Annotated in this window: 21 protein-coding genes; 5 read left to right on the forward strand and 16 right to left on the reverse strand. The window is 71.4% G+C overall.

Translation table 11 applies throughout. The features are described 5' to 3' along the window. Positions 1 to 25: 25 nt before the first annotated feature. From pth to HP445_RS18140, 11 genes are all read right to left on the reverse strand, one after another. Positions 26 to 613 (reverse strand): aminoacyl-tRNA hydrolase, encoded by a 588-nt coding sequence (pth, locus tag HP445_RS18090; RefSeq protein ID WP_111029602.1) that lies wholly within the window; start codon positions 611 to 613, stop codon positions 26 to 28. Between the two features lie 43 nt (positions 614 to 656). Continuing rightward, positions 657 to 1,280: a 50S ribosomal protein L25/general stress protein Ctc gene (locus HP445_RS18095; RefSeq protein ID WP_071405234.1), complete on the reverse strand. Its 624-nt coding sequence runs from the start codon at positions 1,278 to 1,280 to the stop codon at positions 657 to 659. A gap of 230 nt (positions 1,281 to 1,510) precedes the next feature. Further along, entirely contained in the window at positions 1,511 to 2,431 is a 921-nt protein-coding gene (locus HP445_RS18100; protein ID WP_128781139.1) for a hypothetical protein, read from the reverse strand. 47 nt (positions 2,432 to 2,478) lie between these two features. Next, entirely contained in the window at positions 2,479 to 3,831 is a 1,353-nt protein-coding gene (gene manD, locus HP445_RS18105; RefSeq protein ID WP_241660452.1) for a D-mannonate dehydratase ManD, read from the reverse strand. After that, positions 3,828 to 5,111 (reverse strand): mannitol dehydrogenase family protein, encoded by a 1,284-nt coding sequence (locus tag HP445_RS18110; protein ID WP_128781138.1) that lies wholly within the window; start codon positions 5,109 to 5,111, stop codon positions 3,828 to 3,830. Before HP445_RS18110 ends, manD begins: the two co-directional genes overlap by 4 nt. After that, the gene (locus tag HP445_RS18115; protein WP_128781137.1) at positions 5,108 to 5,995 is read right to left on the reverse strand and encodes a sugar phosphate isomerase/epimerase family protein; all 888 of its coding nucleotides are present in this window, start codon (positions 5,993 to 5,995) and stop codon (positions 5,108 to 5,110) included. Before HP445_RS18115 ends, HP445_RS18110 begins: the two co-directional genes overlap by 4 nt. Continuing rightward, a complete protein-coding gene (locus HP445_RS18120; RefSeq protein WP_128781136.1) occupies positions 5,992 to 7,203 on the reverse strand; it encodes a Gfo/Idh/MocA family oxidoreductase in 1,212 nt (403 codons plus the stop codon). The genes HP445_RS18115 and HP445_RS18120 overlap by 4 nt, the downstream gene beginning before the upstream one ends. Further along, positions 7,200 to 8,039: a sugar phosphate isomerase/epimerase family protein gene (locus tag HP445_RS18125; protein ID WP_128781135.1), complete on the reverse strand. Its 840-nt coding sequence runs from the start codon at positions 8,037 to 8,039 to the stop codon at positions 7,200 to 7,202. Before HP445_RS18125 ends, HP445_RS18120 begins: the two co-directional genes overlap by 4 nt. Positions 8,040 to 8,112: 73 nt before the next feature. Continuing rightward, the gene (locus tag HP445_RS18130; RefSeq protein ID WP_206647628.1) at positions 8,113 to 9,072 is read right to left on the reverse strand and encodes a carbohydrate ABC transporter permease; all 960 of its coding nucleotides are present in this window, start codon (positions 9,070 to 9,072) and stop codon (positions 8,113 to 8,115) included. Continuing rightward, the gene (locus tag HP445_RS18135) at positions 9,069 to 10,091 is read right to left on the reverse strand and encodes a carbohydrate ABC transporter permease (protein WP_027464479.1); all 1,023 of its coding nucleotides are present in this window, start codon (positions 10,089 to 10,091) and stop codon (positions 9,069 to 9,071) included. Before HP445_RS18135 ends, HP445_RS18130 begins: the two co-directional genes overlap by 4 nt. Next, the gene (locus HP445_RS18140; RefSeq protein WP_175330839.1) at positions 10,091 to 11,446 is read right to left on the reverse strand and encodes an ABC transporter substrate-binding protein; all 1,356 of its coding nucleotides are present in this window, start codon (positions 11,444 to 11,446) and stop codon (positions 10,091 to 10,093) included. Before HP445_RS18140 ends, HP445_RS18135 begins: the two co-directional genes overlap by 1 nt. Positions 11,447 to 11,566: 120 nt before the next feature. On the opposite strand from HP445_RS18140, the gene HP445_RS18145 reads away from it, so the two are divergent. From HP445_RS18145 to HP445_RS18155, 3 genes are all read left to right on the forward strand, one after another. Further along, positions 11,567 to 12,694 (forward strand): LacI family DNA-binding transcriptional regulator, encoded by a 1,128-nt coding sequence (locus tag HP445_RS18145; protein ID WP_241660451.1) that lies wholly within the window; start codon positions 11,567 to 11,569, stop codon positions 12,692 to 12,694. A gap of 61 nt (positions 12,695 to 12,755) precedes the next feature. Further along, positions 12,756 to 14,252: a glucuronate isomerase gene (gene uxaC / locus HP445_RS18150; RefSeq protein WP_128781134.1), complete on the forward strand. Its 1,497-nt coding sequence runs from the start codon at positions 12,756 to 12,758 to the stop codon at positions 14,250 to 14,252. Between the two features lie 138 nt (positions 14,253 to 14,390). Further along, on the forward strand, positions 14,391 to 14,999 hold the full coding sequence (locus HP445_RS18155) for a class I SAM-dependent methyltransferase (RefSeq protein ID WP_128781133.1): 609 nt from the start codon (positions 14,391 to 14,393) through the stop codon (positions 14,997 to 14,999). A 30-nt stretch (positions 15,000 to 15,029) separates the two neighbouring features. On the opposite strand, the gene HP445_RS18160 is transcribed toward HP445_RS18155, so the two are convergent. The 3 genes from HP445_RS18160 to HP445_RS18170 all read right to left on the reverse strand — a co-directional run bounded on the left by HP445_RS18160 (position 15,030) and on the right by HP445_RS18170 (position 16,321). Further along, positions 15,030 to 15,407, reverse strand: coding sequence for a type II toxin-antitoxin system death-on-curing family toxin (locus HP445_RS18160; RefSeq protein ID WP_128781132.1), 378 nt, complete (start codon positions 15,405 to 15,407; stop codon positions 15,030 to 15,032). Then, complete coding sequence (locus HP445_RS18165; protein WP_254699648.1) at positions 15,404 to 15,661, reverse strand: ribbon-helix-helix protein, CopG family; 258 nt, start codon at positions 15,659 to 15,661, stop codon at positions 15,404 to 15,406. Before HP445_RS18165 ends, HP445_RS18160 begins: the two co-directional genes overlap by 4 nt. A 120-nt stretch (positions 15,662 to 15,781) precedes the next feature. Further along, a complete protein-coding gene (locus tag HP445_RS18170; RefSeq protein WP_128781131.1) occupies positions 15,782 to 16,321 on the reverse strand; it encodes a gluconokinase in 540 nt (179 codons plus the stop codon). Positions 16,322 to 16,433: 112 nt separating this feature from the next. On the opposite strand from HP445_RS18170, the gene gndA reads away from it, so the two are divergent. Next, complete coding sequence (gene gndA, locus HP445_RS18175; RefSeq protein ID WP_128781130.1) at positions 16,434 to 17,891, forward strand: NADP-dependent phosphogluconate dehydrogenase; 1,458 nt, start codon at positions 16,434 to 16,436, stop codon at positions 17,889 to 17,891. Between the two features lie 96 nt (positions 17,892 to 17,987). Here gndA and HP445_RS18180 read toward each other — a convergent pair whose 3' ends face one another. Beyond that, positions 17,988 to 18,752, reverse strand: coding sequence for a hypothetical protein (locus HP445_RS18180; RefSeq protein WP_128781129.1), 765 nt, complete (start codon positions 18,750 to 18,752; stop codon positions 17,988 to 17,990). Positions 18,753 to 18,859: 107 nt separating this feature from the next. Here HP445_RS18180 and HP445_RS18185 point away from each other — a divergent pair, with 107 nt between their 5' ends. Beyond that, entirely contained in the window at positions 18,860 to 20,494 is a 1,635-nt protein-coding gene (locus HP445_RS18185) for a molybdopterin-dependent oxidoreductase (RefSeq protein ID WP_128781128.1), read from the forward strand. 359 nt (positions 20,495 to 20,853) lie between these two features. Here HP445_RS18185 and HP445_RS18190 read toward each other — a convergent pair whose 3' ends face one another. After that, on the reverse strand, positions 20,854 to 21,633 hold the full coding sequence (locus HP445_RS18190; RefSeq protein WP_308201633.1) for a putative protein N(5)-glutamine methyltransferase: 780 nt from the start codon (positions 21,631 to 21,633) through the stop codon (positions 20,854 to 20,856). Positions 21,634 to 21,691 lie beyond the last annotated feature (58 nt).

Consider the following 21,691-nt stretch of genomic DNA (forward strand, 5'->3'; position numbering starts at 1 on the left):
AGCGCCGACGCCCGGCACGGAGCGCTCAGGACGGAGCGTGCACGCGCTGCTGTGCGGCGAGCAGCCCGACCTCGGCGATCGCCTGTACCGCGTCGGCGGCGTCGGCCAGCAGGATCGGCAGCGTCTTCTTCTCGGCTGCGGAGAAGTCACGCAGCACGTAGTCGGCCGGGTCCTGCCGACCGGGCGGACGCCCGATGCCGACCCGGACGCGCATGAACTCGTTCGTGCCGGTGGCCTTGATGATGTCGCGCAGCCCGTTGTGCCCGCCGTGACCCCCGCTGCCCTTGAGGCGGACGGTGTCGAACGGCAGGTCGAGCTCGTCGTGCACGACGACGAGGTCGGCCGGTGTGGCGCTGTAGAACCCGAGCACCGAGGAGACCGGTCCGCCCGAGGTGTTCATGAACGACCCGGGCTTCGCCAGCACGAGTCGTGTGCCGCCGGGCACCAGGCGCCCCTCGGCGACCTGGTTCGGCGTCTTGTGCTTCTTGAACGTCGCTCCCATGCGGGACGCGAGTTCGTCGAGGACCATCTGGCCGACGTTGTGACGGTTGCCCGCGTAGTCGGGCCCGGGGTTCCCGAGCCCGACCACCACCAGGATGCTGCTGCCGTTCATGAGCGCAGTGTCACAGCGTCGACCAGATGTCTTCGAAGGGGTGTTACTCGGAGTCCGCGGCGCCCTCGGCACCCGACTCGGCACCGGCCTCGGCCGAGGCCTCGTCCGCAGCGTCGTCGTCAGCGGTGCCACGCGGGGTGACGATCGCGACGACCAGCGCCTCGGGGTCGGTCTCGAGCTCGGCGCCCTCGGGGAGCTCGAGCTGCGCGGCGTGGATCTGCACGCCGTCCTCGAGGCCCTCGACGTTCACGGAGACGTGCTCCGGGATGTCGGTGGCGAGCACGAGCAGCGAGATCGTGTTGAGGTCCTGCACGTGGATGGTGCCGGAGAAGGACTCGCCCTCGATGACGACGGGCACGTCGACCGTGACCTTCTCGCCACGGCGGAGGACCACGAGGTCGATGTGCTCGATGATCTGGCGCACCGGGTCACGCTGGACGTCCTTGACGAGGGCGAGCTGCGCAGCACCCTCGATGTCGAGGTCGACGACCGCGTTGGCGGTACGGACGAGCAGCATGGTCTCGTGACCGGGCAGCGAGATGTGCTTCGGCTCGGTGCCGTGGCCGTAGACGACCGCGGGGATCTTGTCGGCCGCGCGGAGCTTGCGAGCAGCGCCCTTGCCGAACTTGGTGCGGACTTCCGCTGCGAGCTTGGTGTAGTCGGCCATGGTGCCTCCTGGTGTCGGGGACGACGCCGGGGTGCCGGCATCGTGGGGGTCTGTGGTGTTGCAACTCGAACGCGTGCACGCGTGAGGAACGATCCCAGGGTCTTGCCGGGTATCCCACCGCGTCGATCACGGCCGCGCGTACGCAGCCCTCGCCGAAGTCAGGGATTGAGTCTAGCAGGGCCGTCCGGGCGTGTCGTCCCGTGATCTGCCCGCTTCCGCTGCGACGACGCTCAGCGGCCGACCTGCCGACGGTGCTCCTGCGCGGCGTGGAGGACGTCGCGCGCCCGGTCGCTCGCTGCCTCGGCCTCGTCGCGGGCTGCCTCGAGCCGGGTGATCTCGGCCTCGGCCTGCTCCAGGGCACGCTGGAGCTCCGCGCGGCGCTCCTCCGCCTGTTCGAGATCGGCCTCGGCGGTGTCGAGTGCTGCGTCGGCGTCGCGGGACTCCGTGCGCGCCGCGGTCTCGGCCTGGCGTGCGGCCTTCCGGTCGGCGACCGGGTCGCGCTTCGGTTCTGGTACGGGGTCGGGATCGGCTTCGGCGTCCGGTTCCGGGGCGTCGCGCTGCGCGGGCCTGGAGGCACGGCTCGCCTTCCGCGCGCCCCTCGCCTGGGAGATGGGGATGGGTGGGGCATCGCTGCCGGACCAGGCATCGGGCACCGCGTCCGGATCCGCGAGCGCCCCGTCGAGGTCGACCGCGTCGAACCCCACGCTCTCGAGCGCCGTCACGAGCAGCCCCGACCGGACGGCCGCGCCGGCGTGCGGGTCCGCCATCGCCGCCTCGATCGTCGACCGGACCTGCTCGAGCACCGCCGGGGTGACGGGGTGTCCGGCGTCGGACGCCAGGTCCGCACCGGCCTGTGCGAGGGCGTCGACGACCTCGGCGCGCTGCCGACGGAGGGTCCGGATCGCGTCGGGGTCGGCGTCGGCCTGGGCCTTGCGGAGTGCCGGTCCGAGGTCGACGGCGTCGTCGAGGGCACCGTCGTGGGCGAGCAGGTCGATCACCCAGGCGGCCGGTGAGGGCTTCCGGAGCTTCCCGATCTCGGTCGCGAGGGCGCGGTCGTCCTGCCGCACCGCACGCTGCCGTGCGGTGCGCTCGGCGACGAAGTCCTGCGGCGCGACGAGCAGCAGCTCCCTGGCGACGTCGGCGAACTCCATGCGACCACTGTGCCTGCTCAACACCGTGCCCGCCACGGCGTCGGGGACTACCAGTCGTGGACGGTGCCGTCGGCCAGGCGGTTGAACGGCAGGTACGCCTGCTCGTAGGGGTACTTGCCGGCTTCGTCGACGTCGAGGCTGACCCCGAGGCCCGGCTCGTCACCCGGGTGCAGGTAGCCGTCGGTGAACGTGAACGTCTGGTGGAACACCTGGTTGGTCTGCGGCCCGTGCTGCATGTACTCCTGGATGCCGAAGTTGTGGATCGCGAGCCCGAGGTGCATCTGCGCGGCGAGACCCACCGGGGAGATGTCGGTCGGCCCGTGGAACCCGGACTTGACCTGGTACAACGCCGCGTACTCCATCGTCTTCTTGAGCGGGGTGACGCCGCCCATGTGGGTGACGGCACCGCGGACGTAGTCGATGAGCTGGTCTCGGATGATGTCCTTGAAGTCCCAGATGGTGTTGAAGACCTCGCCGATCGCCAGCGGCGTCGTCGTGTGCTGCCGGACGAGCTTCAGGGCCTCCTGGTTCTCGGCGGGGGTGCAGTCCTCGAGCCAGAACAGGTCGTACGGCTCGAGCGACTTCCCGAGCTTGGCGGCCTGCAGCGGGGTCATCCGGTGGTGGCCGTCGTGCAGCAGGGGCAGTTCGGGGCCGAACTCGTTGCGGACGGCCTCGAACACGGTGGGCACGTGGCGCAGGTAGGCGCGGGTGTCCCAGTCCTCCATCGCGGGGTACGCACCGCGCTGCGCGGGCTCGAAGTCGTAGCGGACGCCGGCGTTGCCCTCGGTGGTCCTGTTCGACGCGATGCCGTAGATGGACTCGAGGCCGGGGACACCGGTCTGCACGCGGATGGAGCGGTAGCCCTCTTCCTGGTGTTCGCGGATGGAGTCGAACAGCTCGGGCAGCTCCTTGCCCGAGGCGTGGCCGTACGCCATGAGCCCGGTGCGCGATGCGCCGCCGAGCAGCTGGTACAGCGGCATCCCGGCGACCTTCGCCTTGATGTCCCAGAGGGCCATGTCGACGGCGGCGATCGCGGCCATCGTGACCGGACCACGGCGCCAGTACGACGACCGGTACAGGAACTGCCAGGCGTCCTCGATGCGGCTGGCGTCACGGCCGACGAGCAGCGGGACGACGTGCTCGGACAGGTAGGCGGAGACCGCGAGCTCGCGGCCGTTCAGGGTGGCGTCGCCGAGCCCGGTGACGCCGTCGGCCGTGGTGAGCTTGAGCGTCACGAAGTTCCGGTTCGGGCTGGTCACGATGACCTCGGCCCGCTCGATCAGCTGGCCGCGATCCGCCGAGGCCCAGGTGTCCGGACGGCCGGCGGTGGTCTCGGCCGGCCCGCTGTCGGTGGCGCCGGGGACCGGGGCCGCGGGGTTGGTGGTGGTCGTGTCGGTCATGCGTGGACTCCTCCGTTGGAGCGTTCGCGGGCGCGTGCCGCGGCGGTGCGGATGCGGTCGGCCGCCGCCGTCACGGCGGTGACCACGGGGGTGGTGTCGAGTTCGGGCGCGACGACGGCCAGGACGTCGTGCACGTCCGAGTCTGGCCCGGGGGCACCGGGGTCGTCCACCAGGTCGGGTTGCTCGGTGACGTGCAACCACCACGCGGCGAGGGCGGTGGCCGCTCCGGTGCCGATGCCGGCCGAGGGGTCGCGGGCGAGCCGGTGCCGCACGACGTCGACGACACGGACGGGCAGCTTCTGCGAGCCGCCGGACGCGATCTGCCGCAGGGTGTGCCGGATGCGCGGGTTGGCGAACCGCTCGACCAGGGCCGCGCGGGCGTCGGTGACCTCGCCCTCGGGCAGGGGCAGCTCGAGCGCGGCTTCGTCCCAGAGCTGCTCGACGGCGGTGCGGCAGACCGGGTCGTCCATCGCCTCGGCCACGGTGTCGTGGCCGAGCTGCAGCCCCAGGTAGGCGAGGAGCGAGTGCGAGCCGTTCAGCAGCCAGAGCTTCCGCTGCTCGTACGGGGTGACGTCGTCGACGATGCGCACCCCGGCGGTCTCCCACGCGGGGCGGTCGATCCCGTCGAAGGCGTCCTCGAGCACCCATTCGGCGAACGGCTCGGTGACGACGGGGACCCGGTCGCCGGCGAGCGCACCCGGCAGTTCCGACAGGTGCGCGACGTCGTCGTCGGTGGTGGCCGGGGTGATCCGGTCGACCATCGAGCTCGGGAACGTGACGTTCGCCTCGATCCAGTCGCGCAGGGCGTCGTCGGTGACGGCGTCGAGCACGGCGTCGCGCAGGACCGCCCCGTTGTGCGTCAGGTTGTCGAGACTGACCAGCGCGATGCGCCCGGACCCGGCGGCACGGCGGGCGTCGAGCCCCGCGACCAGCCGCGCCGGCACGTCGGAACCGGGCCGGTAGCCCTGCTCGGTGACCGTCAGCGTGACGATGGTCGTCTCCGGGGACGCGACCACGTGCCTCCAGGCCGTGTCGTCGCTGCCGGGGTGGGCGGCCACGATCGTGTCGACCACCTCGGCTCCGTCGCCGGACGCGGCTCGGGTGACGAGCGTGTACCGGCAGTCCTGCGCGGTCAACGCGTCCGCGGCGGCGGGCGAGCGGCCGGTGAAGGCGGTGATGCCCCACGGCTCCCCCGTGGTGTGGGCGGTGTACCAGGCGAGGTGGGCACGAGCGAAGGCCCCCACCCCCAGGTGGACGATGCCCGGACGGCGCTCCGTCATGCGGTCACCGGCACGAGGGAGCGGAGGTACGCCAGGTTGTCGGCCGTGCGGGTCTCGAGCGGGAGGTCGGTGGAGAAGTCCTCGATGGTGACCCACCCGTCGTACCCGACCTGGCGGAGCGCGTCGAGGTACTCGGACACCGACGCCTGGCCGGTGCGCAGGGGTGCCCACTCGTGCTGCCAGATCGAACTGCCGTCGGCACGGGTGTCGCCGGTGTCGACCCAGCGGGCGTTCTTCACGTGGGCGTGTGCCAGGTACGGCCCGAGCAGTTCGAACGCGGCCAGGTGGTCCTCGTACCCCTCGATCACGAGGTTGCCGAGGTCGTGGATGACGCCGACGTGTGCGGGGTCGAGACCGTCGATCAGTCGCAGTGCCGCGGAGGCCGACGGCGTGATCGTCATGTGGTGCAGCTCGACGAGTGCTTTCACGCCGAGCTCCGACGCACGCGACGCGGCCCACTCGAGGTCGGCGCGGGTGCGGTCGAAGAGCTGCGGGTAGGTCTCGCCGGTGCGTTCCTTCTCGGCACGGTAGTGCGGCATCGTGACCCGCACCTGGCGCGCGCCGAGTTCGCTGGTCACGCGCAGCATCGTCTCGACGCCGTCGTGGTCGGCGGCCGCCTGGTAGCCGCCGATGCCCGAGTACTCGAGGCCGGCTGCGTCGGTGACCCGGGCGATCTCGCCGACCCGGTCGCGGATGCCGGTGTACTGCCAGGTCGAGTTGTTGCCCGCCCAGAACGACCGCTCGGCAGGGACTTCGGCGCCGTCGGCCGGGCGGTCGTCGACGATGCGCCACTCGATGCCGTCCCAGCCCTGTGCGGCCAGGATCTCGGCGGCTTCGGACGGGGTCCAGTCGGGGGTGGAGGCGGTGAACACAGAGAACTTCATCGGGTGGCTCCTTCGGTCGCGGTGGCGGTGGCGGGTGTGCCGACGACCGGCACCACGTCGTCGTACTTCCCCTCGATCACGTCGTCGATGCGCACGGGGTGCCCGAGCGTCGCGCTGACGTAGAGCCCGCGGACGGTGGCGAGCGACACGAGGGCCGCGTCGACGGTGACACCCGGTTCGCGTCCCTGCCGGATCGCGTCGACGATGTCCGTGTACTGCCGAGCGTGGCCCGCGGCGAAGTGGTCGGGTTCAGCCGGGCCGCCGACGACGTGCTCGGGCGGGACGACCTGGTCCTTCTGGTCGACCGCACCGGCGACCGCGGTGGCGTTCGACGTGGTGGACGCGGACTCGAGCGTGGCGGTGTCCGGGGCGATGTGGAAGTACGCGAGCCGGTCGTCGTCGACGATGGCGGAGCCGTGCGTGCCGTACACGGCGTACCGGGCGGAGAGCCCCGGGTACGCGGCGGTCGTGCAGTGGACGACCCCGAGCGCCCCGCCGGCGAACCGGACGGTGGCGACGGCGGTGTCCTCGACCTCGATCCGGTCGTGCGCGAGCAGGCCGGTCTGCGCGGAGATCTCGACCGGACGACCGAGCGCCCAGACGAGCAGGTCGACGGTGTGCACGCCCTGGTTCATCACCGCGCCGCCGCCGTCGAGCGCCCAGGTGCCGCGCCAGTCACCGGAGTCGTAGTACCCCTGCGACCGGTACCACGCGACGCTCGCGAGCCCCGAGGTCACGGTGCCGAACCCGCCGTCGTGCGCGGCCCGGGCGACGGCCGCCGACGCCGGGTCGAAGCGGTGCTGACTGATGACGCTCGTGACGAGCCCGCGGTCACGAGCGGCTGCGGCGAGCGCCGCGATCTGCCGGGCCCGGGGCATCGTGGTGTCGAGCGGCTTCTCGATGACGACGTGCTTGCCGGCGGCCAGGGCGGCCTCGGCGAGCTGCACGTGCATGCCGGACGGCGAGCAGATCGCGACGACGTCGATGTCGGTCTGGTCGATCGCTTCCTCGATGGTGGACGTCGTGATCGGGCGGGCGACGCCCATCGCCTCGATCGCGTCGGCTGCGCTCGTGGCGGCTTCGGGCACGGCGTCGACGAGGGCGACGACCTGCAGGTCGGGGTGGTGCACGGCGACGGTCGCGTGGTGGCGTCCGATGACACCGGCGCCGACGACGGCCAGGCGGAGCGGGTTGGTGGGTTCGGTCATCGCAGGGTGACTCCGATCTGGTCGGTGAGGGTGCGGAAGGCCCGGCCGGCACGACCGAAGGCCGCGGGGCCGGAGAACCCGCCGAGGGAGGTGAAGTCGCTGAGGTGCGGCTCGAGCGAGGCGTACCCGGAGTAGCCGGCGTCGCGGAGCGCGGTGAGGGTCTGGAGCAGTTCGCCGTCACCCTCGCCCGCGGGGACCACCGACGAGTCGGCGGCGAGGGCGTCCTTGACCTGCAGGTAGTCGACGAACGGGGCGAGCTGCTCCCAGCCGTCGGTGAAGGGCCGGACGCCGCACTGCACGTAGTTCGCGTTGTCCCAGGCCAGGCGGAGCGCCGGCGATCCGACGCTCTCGACGATGTCGAGCACCCGCGCGGGGACGTCGCCGTAGATGTCCTTCTCGTTCTCGTGCAGCAGGGTCACGCCCTCACGCTCGGCGAGGTCGGCCAGCGCCCGCATCCGGACGAGGACGTCGTCGCGGACGTCGTCTGGGCTGCGGCCCTCGAAGTAGAACGAGAAGATCCGGATGTTCGTCGTGCCGAGCGCGTGTGCGGCACGGATCGCACGGGCGAGCCGTGACACCTCGTGCTCGACGGGCTCGTCGACGGGCACCTTGCCGATCGGCGAGGCGATCGCAGACACGGTCTGCCCGCGCTCGTCGAGCAGCCGGTGGAGTCCGGCGAGCTGGTCCTCGTCGAGGTCGACGACGTTGACGCCCCAGGCGCTGCGGACCTCGATGGCGCTCGCGCCGAGCGCCTGGAGGACCGCGACCTGGACGACCGGATCGGCGTCGATCTCGTCGCCGAAACCGGAGAGTTCCCAACTGGGCTGGTCGGTCATGGTGTCCTTTCGTTCGGACTGGAGGCGCGTGGCGGGGCCGCCGAGGGCCTCCAGTCCGGTTCTGGGTTGCGGCCTACTTGACGGAGCCGGCGGTGAGCCCGCCGACCAGGTAGCGCTGGAAGATCAGGTACAGGGCGACGACGGGGACGGCGCAGACGATCGAGGCGGCCATCATCTGGCCGTAGATCGGGACCGCGCCGCCCTCTTGGGTGGTGCCGAGCACCTGCAGGACCACGGCGACCGTCCGGGTGTTCGGGGTCGTCATGATCGTGGAGAACAGGACGTCGTTCCAGCCGAGCAGGAAGGCGAAGATCGCGGACACGACGATGCCGGGCCACGACAGCGGGAGCACGATCTTCGTCAGGATCTTCGTCGAGCTGGCGCCGTCGATGCGCGCCGCTTCCTCGAGTTCCTTCGGCAGGCCGCGCAGGTAGGTGACCATCACCCACGTCGAGAACGGCAGGGCGAAGGTCAGGTAGGTGACGAACAGGCCCCAGCGGGTGCCGATGATCTGCACGCCGGTGGCACTGGCGATGTTCGAGAACACCACGAAGACCGGCAGGAGCAGGAGCGTGCCGGGGATCGACTGCAGGGCGAGGAGCCCACGCAGGATCGTCAGCCGCCCGAGGAACCGGAACCGGACGAGCACGTAGGCCGTGGACACGGCGAGCGCGGCACTCGCGACGGCGACGGCACCGGCGGTGAGCATCGAGTTCACCAGTCCCTCGCCGAGGGCGACGGTGGACCAGATCTCGACGTAGTTCGACAGCGTGAACTCCGACGGGAAGTACTCGCCGCGGGCGACCGCGACGTCGGAGTTGACCGAGCCGAACAGGATGTAGAGCACCGGGACGGCGATGAACGCAATGATCACCGCGATGACGGTGACGAGCAGCCAGCGCGGCAGCAGCCGGGTGACGTCGGTGTCGTAGGGACGCTTGCTCCGTCGGCCGCCGCTGCCGGTCGTGATGCTCTCGGTGAGCGTCGCGGTGGGGCGGGTGCGGGTGCTGAAGGACGTGCTCGGGGTGGTCATGCGCGGGCTCCGTCGATGTCGGCGGCGGTCGGGGCGGCGGCGAGCGTGGCGCGGTCGGCGCGACGCTGCTTCCGGTTGGGGCCGGCGTCGTCGCCGGTGTCGAGCTTGACCGCCCGCAGGTAGACGAACAGCGGGATCGCGACGATCACGAGCGAGCAGATCGCCATCGCCGCGGACAGGCCGAAGCGGAACGACTGGAAGCTCGCGATGTACGTCAGGACGGGCATCACCTCGACGCTGGACGGCAGCGGGATGCCGAACAGCACGAACGGCAGCGTGAAGTTGTTGATGTTGTGCAGGATCGAGATGATCACCGCGAGGCTGAGGGGTCCGCGCAGGTACGGGAAGATGATGTACCGCAGCTTCGCCCACCAGGTCACCCCGTCGAGTGCGGCGGCCTCGTGCACCTCGTTGTCCACGGCCTGCAGTCCGGCCAGGGACAGCAGGTAGACGAAGGGCCAGCTCGTCCAGATCATCACGCCGGCGAGCGCCCAGTACGACGCCGAGCCGTTCAGCCACAGCACGTCGGTGTGCAGGATCGAGTTCACGACCCCCTGCGGCTGGAGCATCGTGCGGAAGAACGTGCCGACGACGAACGCCGGGAGCACGTACGGGATCAGGTAGATCGAGCGGACGAGCCCGCGACCGGGGAACCGGTTCTGCGTCGAGATCGCGGCCGCGACGCCGATCGGTACGGTCACCGCGGTGACGAGCACCGACAGCGACACCGAGATCCAGATGGAGTGCAGCAGCGGCGAGTTCGTGAACGCCTCGGTGAAGTTCGCGAACCCGACGAAGGGGGCACTGAACCACTGGCGGAGCGTGTACTGGTCGAGGTCGAGCATCGCGATCCAGAAGCCCACCAGGAGCGGCACCACGATGACGGCGAGCATGAGGACGCCGCCGGGCAGGAGCATCCACAGCGGGCGCTCGCGTTTGTAGAGGGGCGTCTTGCCGGCCGGGCGGACCGGCCGGGGCGGCGCCGCGTCGGTGCGGGGCCTGGTCTGCGTGCTGGTCATCACAGACCTCCGTTCTTCTGACGGTCGAGGGTGGCCTGGGCGTCCTTCTGGGCGTCCTGCAGTCGCTTGCGGAGCTGGTCGTCGGTGACCTCGCCGGACTTCAGCGACGGGATCGACTGCACGACCACGTCGACCAGGGCGAGCTGGATGTCGGACCAGGCGCCGGTGAACGCGGTCGGCTTGGACAGGCGGCCGGCGTCGATGATCGGCTTGAGCTGCGGGTTGTCGGCTGCCAGGTCGGCGGCGGCCGAGGCGTTCGTCGGCAGGTTGCCGAACAGGTCGTAGTACTCGAGCTGGGCCTTCGGGGCGCTGAGCTGCTTGACGAACGCGAACGACAGCTCCTGCTTGCTGCCGTAGTCGGCGACGACCCAGTTGTCGCCGGACAGGATGCTGGCGGCTTCGATGCCGTCGGACGGCCGCTCGGACGCCCCCGGCGGGACGGTGGGCAGCAGGGCGAACTCGTACTTGCCGTCGACCTTGGTGTCCTGGAAGGAGTTGATGGCAGTGGTGGTCGTCATCGGGAAGAACGCGGCCTTGCCCTCGGTGAACTGCGCGAGGGCCTGGGCGTTGTTCCAGCCGATCGCGGCCGGGTCGACGACGCCGTCCTTCGTGACCCAGTCGAAGTAGGTGCGGTAGGCGTTCTCGACGGCCTTGCTGTCGATCTCGGCCTTCGAGCCGTCGACGATCGTGTTGCCGGCGTTCTGGGCCATCCCCCACACGAACTTCCAGGGGTCGAAGCCGTCGGCGTAGGCGATCGCCATGCCGTGGTGTCCGTCACCCGTGGTGGCCTTCGCATCGGCGGTCAGCTCGTCCCACGTCGTGGGCATGTCGGTGATGCCGGCCTTCGCGAGCAGGTCCTTGTTCACCGCCATCACGAACGGACGGCTGGCGAACGGGATCCCGATCTGCTTCGACGCACTCGGACCGGAGATGCCGAACGACGCGGGGTCGAACTGGTCCTTGCCGCCGATCGCGTCCCACTCCTTCGTGCCCATCTCGACGAAGGCACCGGTGGCGTACGCGGTCGGGGTGAAGGTGGTGCCGATCGCGTAGACGTCGGGGCCCTGGCCGGAGATGACGCTCGTCTGGATCGCGGTCAGTTCCTCCTGCGCGGACGAGTAGGTCTCCCACTGGATGTCCGCACCGGTCGTGCGCTTGAACTCGGCGGCGGTCTCCCGCTGCCATTGCTTGCGTTCCTTGGGGTAGGTGGTGTCCGCGCCCATCATCACGCGGAGGGTGTTCGGGTCGTCGCCGCTGCCGTTCACCACAGCGCATCCCTGCAGGGACAGTGCGGTGAGGGCGACCACGGCGACGGCACCGACGAGGGTGCGGACTTGCAGTCTTCGCGTCTTCACGGGGGTTTCCTCCTCGAGACCTCCTCCGAGCGGCGCTGCTCGGTGGCACCACTGTTCCGCCGATGGCAACATGCGGCAACCGGTTGCCACTTGTTGCCAGACGCGAATACGTTCGGCCTCGTGAAGGACCTCTCGACGGACGGCGGCGGGCGCACGGGCGGTGCCGCAAGCACTGCCGCTGGTGGCGCCGCCGCTGGTGCTCGCGCTGCCGGCGCCGCCGTTGGTGCCGCGCGTCGCGTCACCATCCGCGACATCGCCGACGCCACCGGGGTCGCCGCGTCCACCGTCTCCCGCGCCCTGTCCCTGCCCGACCGGGTCAACCCCGTCACCCAGGAGCGCATCCAGCGGGCAGCTCGCGAGCTCGGCTACGTCGCCAACTCGCAGGCCCGGGCGCTGACCTCGGGCCGCACCCGCGCCGTCGCCGTGCTCGTGTCCGACATCACGAACCCGTTCTACTTCGACGTCATCCGGGGCACCCAGCACCAGCTCGCCGGCGCCGGCTGGACGCAGCTGCTCGTCGACACCGAGGAGTCCGCCGACGCCGAGATGGCCGCACTCACCGCCGTGGGGGCGAAGGCCGACGGGGTCGTGCTCACCGCGTCACGACTGTCCGACGCGCAGATCGCACGGTTCGCCGAACGGATCCCCCTGGTCGTCGTGAACCGTCGGCCCACCGGCGTGCCGTCGGTGCTCATCGACACCCCCGGCGGGGTGGAGCAGGCGGTGCAGCACCTGGTGTCGCTGGGACACCGGGAGATCCTGTACGTCGCCGGGCCCGACAGCTCGTGGTCGAACGAGCGTCGGTGGCGCGCCCTCGTGCAGGTCGCCAAGCGCCTGGGGATCCGCGTCGCCCGGGTCGGACCGCACGCTCCCTTCGTCGACTCCGGCGCCGCGGCCGCCGACGCCGCCGTGCACGCCGGTGCGACCGCGTGCATCGCCTTCAACGACCTGATCGCCATCGGGATGCTCGCCCGGCTGCGGGAGCGCGGGGTCCGCGTCCCCGAGGACATGAGCATCGTGGGCTGCGACGACATCTTCGGCGCCGACTTCTGCAACCCGCCGCTCACCACGATGACCTCGCCGATCGAACGGGCCGGCCGGGTCGCGATCCGGATGCTGCTCGGACGGCTCGGCGCGCTGCCCGCCGACGAACTGCCCGGGGAGCACATGTCCGGCGCCGTCGCCCTGCCCACCCACCTGACCGTGCGCGAGTCGACCGGGCCGGCGCCCCGTGTCGGCACCGACTGATCCCGCACGAGCAGCCCCACACTCGCACCACCCGAACTCGCCGCCCCCGAAGGAGTCGATGATGACCCGCACCAGCACCCCCACCCGGCTCGCACCGCACCCCGACCGACTGTTCCCCGCCGACCCCGGAGCGCGAGCCGTGGCACGCACCGTGTACGAGGCGGTCAAGGACGCCCCGATCATCTCGCCGCACGGGCACGTCGACGCGGCGCTGATCGCCTCGGACCAGCCGTTCAGCGACCCCGCATCGCTGCTCATCACGCCCGACCACTACGTGCTCCGCCTGCTGCACGCGAACGGGGTGGACCTGGCCGCGCTGGGACGCGCGGATCTGTCGGGGCCCCGCCCGGGCTCGCAGGCTCGCCCGGCGGCGTCGGCGCATCGCTGGCGCGATGCCGCTGAGCCGACGCCGCCAGGCCGTGCCATCTGGCGGCAGTTGGCGGAGCACTGGGACGACTTCCTCGGGACCCCCGTGCGCTACTGGTTCGAGACAGAGCTGCACGACGTGTTCGGGCTCGACCAGGCGCCGTCCGCCGCCAACGCGGACGACCAGTACGACCACATCGCCGGCCTGCTGGCGTCCCCCGCCTTCCGGCCACGCGCGCTCTTCGACGCCTTCGGCATCGAGGTCCTCGCCACCACGGACGGCCCGGCGGACGACCTCGCTGCGCACGCGCAGCTCGCCGCGGACCCCGGCTTCACCGGCCGGGTGCTCCCCACGTTCCGCGCGGACGCCGTGTTCGACCCGACGCGGTCGGACTGGAGGCCCGTGGTCGCGTCGATCGGCGAGGCCGCCGGCATCGACACGGGCACCCACGCAGGGCTGCTGGCGGCTCTCCGCGCACGTCGCCGGTACTTCATCGAGCACGGTGCGACCGCCACGGACACCGGGGTGCTCGACGCGGGCTCCGCTCCCCTGCCGTCGAGCGAGCGGGAACGCATCCACGCCGCGGCGCTGCGCGATGCGTCGTCGGTCACCGAGGCCGAGGCGACGGCGTACCGGCACGACATGCTCTACCGCTGGGCGGAGATGAGCGTCGAGGACGGCCTCGTCATGCAGCTGCACCCCGGGGTGATCCGGAACCACCACACCCCGACGCTCGAGCGCTTCGGGCCGGACACCGGGCACGACCTGCCGGCCGTCGGGTCCTTCACCGAGCCGCTCCGGCCGCTGCTCGAGTCCTTCGGCACCGCTCCCGGGTTCCACCTCGTGCTCTTCACCGTCGACGAGACCGTCTTCTCGCGCGAGATCGGGCCGCTGGCGGGCTTCTACCCCGCCGTGTACGCGGGCGCACCGTGGTGGTTCATCGACACCCCGGCGGCCATCGGGCGCTACCGGTCGGCCGTCACCGACTCCGCGTCGTTCGCCAAGACCTCCGGGTTCATCGACGACACCCGTGCGTACTGCTCCATCCCCGCGCGGCACGACATGGCGCGGCGGGCGGACGCGGCGTACCTGGCGTCGCTCGTGGTCACGCACCAGGTCTCGGAGGAGGACGCCGTCCGCACCGCCCGCCGCATCGTGTCCGACATCCCGAAGGCGACGTTCAAGCTCTGACGCGGCGTGCGGCGCGCTGGTGGCCGCGTGGTGCGAGGTTCCGTGCCTGGTGCGAGGGTTGCCGGGTCGCACGGAACACGGAACCTCGCACGGTTCGGCGCTGCGGCGGTACGGCGGTGCGGCGGTACGGTCGGGTGCATGACGGAGCGGGTGACGGCGGCGTACAGCGCTCGAGCTGACGAGTACGCGACGCTGCTCGGGTCGATGGACGCCGTCCACCCCGACGACCGAGCCGTCGTCGAGGCCTGGGCAGCCGGTCGCAGCGGTCCCCTGGTCGACGTCGGGTGCGGCCCCGGTCACTGGACGGCGCACCTCGCACTGCAGGGGCACCGTGTCAGCGGCATCGACGCGGTGCCGGAGTTCGTCGAGCACGCACGACGGACGCACGGCGCGGTGGACGCGGACATCGACTTCCGGGTCGGGTCGCTCGACGCGCTCCCGCTCGCGGACGGCAGCGTCGACGGGGTCCTGGCCTGGTACTCGGTGATCCACCACGAACCGTCGCAGATCCGTGGGGCACTCGCCGAGTTCCATCGGGTGCTCGCGCCCGGCGGTGGGCTGCTGCTCGGGTTCTTCGAGGGTCCCGCGGTCGAGGCCTTCGACCACGCGGTCGTCACCGCGTACCGCTGGCCGGTCGCGTCCCTGGCGACGCTGCTGGACGGAGCGGGGTTCGACGTCGTGGACGTCCACACCCGCACGGCCCCGGGGCACCGGCCGCACGGGGCGATCAGTGCGGTGCGCCGCTGATCGCTGACCGCTGTCCGTTCCAGCGGCCGGTCAGGCGTCCGAGACCATCGAGGTCAGAGCAGCAGCGATCTCCGGCACAGCATCGAGTTCTCCCTCGGCGATCGCGACGATGAAGTCGTACGCCTGGTCGTTCGAGGCGTGGAGCCGGACGCCGTTCACGCCGAGGAAGACCACGAGCAGCATGAGCCCGAGGCGCTTGTTGCCGTCGACCAGGGCGTGGTTCCGGACGGCGGAGTGGACGAGCGCCGCCACCTTCTCGACCAGCGTCGGGTAGGCGTCGTTCCCGCCCACCGACGCGGCGGGTCGCGCGACCGCCGCCTCGAGCAGTCCGACGTCGCGGATCGCGTAGTCAGCTCCCAGGGTCCGACGAGCGACGTGCAACGCCTCGTCGGTCGTGAGGTGGATCACTTGCCGAGTCGTTCGAGCGCCTCGGCGTAGCGCGGGAGTTCTCGGTCGAGGATGCCGTCGATCAGATCGCTGCGGCTGTGCTGCTCGACGTACTCGCGGATGGCGGCGCGCGCGACGTCCTGCATCGAGCGCTCCTCGAGGTCAGCACGCTTGCGCAACGCCGCTGCCTCGTCGTCGTCGAGTCGGAGGGTCATGGCCATGGGGTCGATGGTATCAAGAGTGGTATCTGAACGCGCGGCAGTGATCGTGGTCATGGAGCGACGGTACGAACGTCCCCCTCGACGCGGACGGGACCGGGGATCGGTTGGGGACGGCGACGGCCGCGCTGCGCCCTGTGGAGGAACTGCCCATCCGTCGCAGGTCGTGGAACTTCGTCAGTCGGTGGTGACCGCGAGCGCGGCGAGGATCTCCCGCACGGTGTCGTCGACCGAGCCGTCGATCGACACCGCGACGGCGGCCTCGTCGGGCTGCGGCCGCTCGAGGGTCGCGAACTGCGAGTCGAGCAGCGTCGTCGGCATGTACTCGTGCTGGCGGTGGGACTGCCGTTCGGCGATCAGGTCGCGCGACCCGTCGAGGAAGGCGATGACGAGCTCCGGAGCGGACGCGCGCAGACGGTCCCGGTAGGCGCGCTTGAGCGCCGAGTTCGCCATCACGCACCGGGAGCCGTCCGATTCGACCGCGGCGATCCGCTCGGCGCAGGCGTCGAGCCACGGCCAGCGGTCCTCGTCGGTGAGCGGGATCCCCTGCCGCATCTTCTCCTTGTTGGCGACCGGATGCAGGTCGTCGGCGTCGACGAAGACGCACGGTTCGCCCTGCGCGACCAGGGCGTCGGTGAGCGCCTGGCCGATGGTGGACTTGCCGGAGCCGGAGACCCCCATCACGAGGACGGGCGGGTGGACAGCGAGCTCGCTCATCCCTCCACAGTATTGATCCGGTGAACTCTGGTCCCCAGTTCCCGCAACACCTGTGCGATCCCAGACCGCCGGTCGTAGGTTGGGCGCCAACGTCAGGACAAAGGAGGCCCTCGTGGCAGACAACAACGGTCAGGCGAACATCGGAGTCGTCGGACTCGCAGTGATGGGCTCGAACCTCGCCCGCAACCTCGCATCGCGCGAAGGCAACACGGTGGCGGTCTACAACCGCACCTACGCCCGCACCGAGGAGCTGCTCCAGGAGCACGGCGACGCCGGGTTCATCGCGTCCGAGGACATCGACGGGTTCGTCGCCTCGCTGTCGAAGCCCCGGACCGCCATCATCATGGTGCAGGCCGGCAAGGGCACCGACGCCGTGATCGGGCAGCTCGCCGAACGGTTCGAACCGGGCGACATCATCGTCGACGGCGGCAACGCGAACTTCCACGACACCATCCGACGTGAGCACGGCCTGCGCGAGAAGGGCCTGAACTTCGTCGGCACCGGCATCTCCGGTGGTGAGGAGGGCGCCCTCAAGGGTCCGTCGATCATGCCCGGTGGCTCGAAGGAGGCCTGGGAGACACTCGGGCCGATCCTGAAGTCGATCGCTGCGGTGGCCGAAGGCGAACCGTGCGTGACACACATCGGTACCGACGGCGCCGGGCACTTCGTCAAGATGGTGCACAACGGCATCGAGTACGCAGACATGCAGCTCATCGCCGAGTCGTACGACCTGCTCCGTCGCGTCGGCGGGCTCTCGGTGGAGGACCTGGTGCAGGTCTTCGACGAGTGGAACAAGGGCGACCTCGAGTCCTACCTGATCGAGATCACCGGCGAGGTCCTCAAGCAGCGCGACGCCGACACCGGCAAGCCGCTCGTCGACGTCATCCGTGACGCGGCCGGCTCGAAGGGCACCGGCGTCTGGACCGTGCAGAACGCCGTGGGCCTGGGCATCCCCGTCTCGGGCATCGGCGAAGCCGTGTTCGCCCGCGCCGTCTCGTCGAAGCCGACGCAGCGTGCCGCCGTGCAGCAGTCGGTCAAGAACCGTCCGCAGATCGCCGAGGTGCCGGACACCTTCGCCGACGACGTCCGTGCGGCGCTCTACGCCTCGAAGGTCGTCGCGTACGCACAGGGCTTCGACCTCATCATCGCCGGGGCGAAGGAGTACGGCTGGGACATCGACCTCGGCAACGTCGCGAAGATCTGGCGGGGTGGCTGCATCATCCGGGCCCAGTTCCTGAACCGCATCGTCGAGGCGTACGCCGAGAACCCGAAGCTCGAGTCGCTGCTGGTCGACCCGTACTTCGCGAACGCGGTCGCCGAGGGCGAAGCCGCCTGGCGCCGCATCGTCGGCATCGCGGCCGCGTCGGGCGTTCCCGCGCCGGGCTTCTCGTCCGCGCTGTCGTACTTCGACTCGCTCGCGTCCGACCGTCTGCCCGCGTCGCTGATCCAGGGCCAGCGCGACTTCTTCGGCGCGCACACCTACCAGCGCATCGACAAGGACGGCACCTTCCACACGCTGTGGTCCGACGACGACCGCCGCGAGGTCGAGCAGGAGCCGTCCACGCACTGACGACCGCGCCCGCTGCCGCTGCTGCCCCGTTGCCGGCCACGGAGGTCGGTGCGGGTTCGGCAAGGAGGGCCTCGCTGACCGGGGCCCTCCGTCGCGTCAGGCGACGATGCGTTCCCGCGCCAGGTCGGCGACGAGCCGGTCCAGCCGTGGACCGCGCCCGAGCAGCCGACGCGAACCCGGGGCGGTCCGGACGAAGAACGTCGCCACGGCGGGGGTGTCGTCCGGTCGCACGTGGTGGATCGCCACCGCACACGCGCGGCGAGCACCACCGGTAGCACTAGGTCGCGGCGAGCCACCGGGTTGCCCCGAGCCGTCCGAGCCGTCCGAGCCGTCGACGCCGTCCGCCACGTCTTCCAGTCCGACGTGCACGACACGACTCCACCGGATCACGAGCAGCCGGGTCGCCCGCCGTTCGTCGAGTTCCCACAGGGAGGCCTCGGTGGCGCCGAAGGCCCAGGTCACGCGCGAACCGAGGTGGGTATCCGGACGGACTTCGTCGACGACGCCACGGAGTTCCGGTGTCGGCGCCGCCGGCACCAGCCACACCGTCGGGTCGATCCGCCGGATGGCGAGCGCGAGGGCCTCGTCCGCCTGCCGCCGCCGTGCCGTCGCGGTCCGCACGACGGCGACCACGATGACCACGACACCGAGGGCGATCGCGCCGAACTCCACGATGCCGTACCAGGAGAGGTCGACGCCCGGCGCCGTCGAGACGACGACGATCCGGGTGATCAGGAGGACCAGCCAGACGGCGACGATGACCCAGCGCAGGGTGGCGAGTCGACGTGCCGGAGACATCGGTGTCCGCCCGGCACCGCGGGCACGACCGGACCGCGGGACACCATCCGGACGCTGCAGCACGGTCCGATCCTCCCACGAGCCGCGCGCCACCTGCTGGCCGAACCCGATGAACGCGCGGGGAAGCGCACACACAGCCCACGAGCGGCCGGGCGACCTACGCTCGGGCGGTGACCACCGAGACGACGGACGAACCCATCGGCCAACCGACGGCGGGTCCGTCGGACGGCCCGGGCGGGCCCGATGCCCCTTCGACCCGACGTTGGACGCTGATCGCCGCGATCGTCGGCGTCGTGGCCGCCGCCGCGTTCCTCGGTGTCGCCGAGTTCGGCGCGCTGCTGCTCGGCGGAGCGGGCAGCCCCCTGGTCGCCGTCGGGTCCGCCGTCATCGACCTCGCTCCCCCGGGTGCGAAGGACTTCATGGTCTCCGTGTTCGGCACCGGGGACAAGGTCGCCCTGTTCGTGCTCATGACGGTGATCGTCATCGCGATCAGCGCCGGTGCCGGTGTCCTCGAACGTGTCCGCCCACCCTTCGGCGCCCTCGTGTTCGCCGCCGGTGGTGTGCTGGCGCTGCTGGCCGTCAGCACCCGCTCGGGCAGCGGGACGCTCGACGGCGCCCCCACGGTCCTCGGCATCGCGGCAGCGGTGGTCGTCCTGCGCCTGCTGCTCCAGCGGCTGCGCCGGTGGGAGGCCGCGGCGACCGTGCCGACGGCGGCGCCGCGACCCGCCTCGACGGAGCGCCGCACGTTCCTGGTCTGGGGCGTCGCGACGGCGACCGTCGCGATCGTGGTGGGCACCGCCTCCAGGCTGGGGTCGTCCGCGATGCAGGCGGCCGCTGCTGCCCGGCGGGCCATCCGGCTGCCCGCCGCGGCGACCGCTGCACCGGCCGTGCCGGCCGGTGCGTCGCTCGACGTCGACGGCATCACCCCGTACATCACGCGGAACGCCGACTTCTACCGGATCGACACGGCCCTCCGGGTGCCGCAGGTCGACCCCGCCGACTGGTCGCTCCGCATCCACGGCGCGGTCGAGAACGAGATCACGCTGACGTGGGACGAGCTGCTCGCACTGCCGCTCGAGGAGCACGTGGCCACCCTGAGCTGCGTGTCGAACGAGGTCGGCGGTGACCTCATCGGCACGGCCCGCTGGTTGGGCTACCCCATCCGGGAGCTCCTCGCCCGGGCACGTCCGACGGGCGACGCCGACATGGTGCTCTCACGGAGCATCGACGGGTTCTCCGCCGGCACCCCGCTCGACGTGCTGCAGGACGACGGCACCGCGGCGCTGCTCGCGGTCGGGATGAACGGCGAACCCCTGCCGACCGAGCACGGGTTCCCGGTGCGGATGGTCGTGCCGGGCCTGTTCGGGTACGTCTCGGCGACGAAGTGGGTCACCGAGCTCGAGGTCACCCGGTTCGCCGACGCACAGGGCTACTGGACCCCCCGCGGTTGGTCGGAGCGTGGCCCGGTCAAGCTCGAGTCCCGCATCGACACCCCGCGGAACGGGTCGACCGTGACCGCGGGCAAGCCGGTCGCGATCGCGGGGGTCGCGTGGCAGCCGCACAAGGGCGTGAAGGCCGTCGAGGTCCGCGTCGGAGGCGGCGACTGGCAGCGCGCCGAACTCGCCGACTCGGTATCCGCGGACACTTGGCGACAGTGGGTGGTGCGGTGGACGCCGACCGCCGGCTCGCACCGCATCGAGGTGCGCGCGACCAGTGCGGACGGCGAGGTGCAGACGAGCGTGGACCGGCCGCCGGCTCCCAACGGTGCGACGGGCTGGCACACGGTGACGGTCGACGCGCGCTGACGCTCCGGGAGCGGTCTGCGACACGCCTGCTGACTGCCGTCGAGGTCGCAGAAAGCGTCGGTTCATGGGCGCCCGGGCGACACTTCGTGCCACCTCGGCGAACCTGAGCGGCAGGTCGTGACCGCTCGGCGGCGACGCGCTCCGGTCACCCGACGGCCTGGAGGCCCGGTGACAGCCCGCCCCGCCCCTCACCCTGGTCGCGCGACACGCCACGTGCGTCACGCCGGGGGTGCAGAAAGCGTCGGTTCGCGGACGCGCAGGCGACACTTCGTGCCGCCTCGACGAACCTGAGCGGCATGTCGTGACCGCTCGGCGCCGGGTTTCGGCGGGAAAGTCAGGGCCAAGCGGACGGACCGGGGTCAGGCGGGCAGGGTCGCGACGACGCAGGTGCCGTCGACCTCGGCGTCCCGCTCGACCACGGTGGAGAAGCCGGCGGCCGAGAACGCAGCGGCGGACGCCTCGGCCTGGGCCTCGGACACCTCGATGACGACGGCGCCACCGGGACGGAGCCACTCCCCCGCACCCGCTGCGATGCGGCGGTGCAGGTCGAGGCCGTCCGCACCACCGTCGAGGGCAACGCGGTGTTCGTGCTCGCGGGCTTCGCTCGGCATGAGTTCGATCGAGGCCGTCGGCACGTAGGGGGCGTTCACCGCGATGACCGCCACGGCCCCGCGGAACCGATCGGGCAGCGGCGCGAACAGGTCACCCGCGACGACGATGCCGCGGTCGCCGATGTTCTCGGCTGCGACGTCGACGGCGTCCGGGTCGATGTCGGTGGCGACGAGGTCGAGCGCGCCGACGCGGCCGAACAGGGCGACCGAGATCGCGCCGGCGCCGCAGCACAGGTCGACCACGCGGTCGTAGCGCTGCAGCCGACGAGCAGCCTGCTCGACGACGACGGTGGTGCGGGCTCGCGGCACGAAGACCCCGGGCGTCACCCGGATGCGGTGCCCGTCGAAGGCGGCCCAGCCGAGCACGTACTCGAGCGGCTCACCGGCCAGCCGACGCTGCACGAGGCTCCGGAGTCGCACCGGCTCACCGTCACCGGCCTCGAGCAACAGGTCGGCTTCGTCCTCGGCGAAGACGCTCCCCGCGGCCCGGAGCCGGGCCGCGAGGGCGTCACGCGCGGGATGTGTCACCACGGGCGACGGGACACGTCACGTCGCGGAGATGGTCCTGCGCCGTCGGCTGTGCCCA

The organism is Curtobacterium flaccumfaciens (assembly GCF_013359815.1).
Classification (GTDB): Bacteria; Actinomycetota; Actinomycetes; order Actinomycetales; family Microbacteriaceae; genus Curtobacterium; species Curtobacterium flaccumfaciens.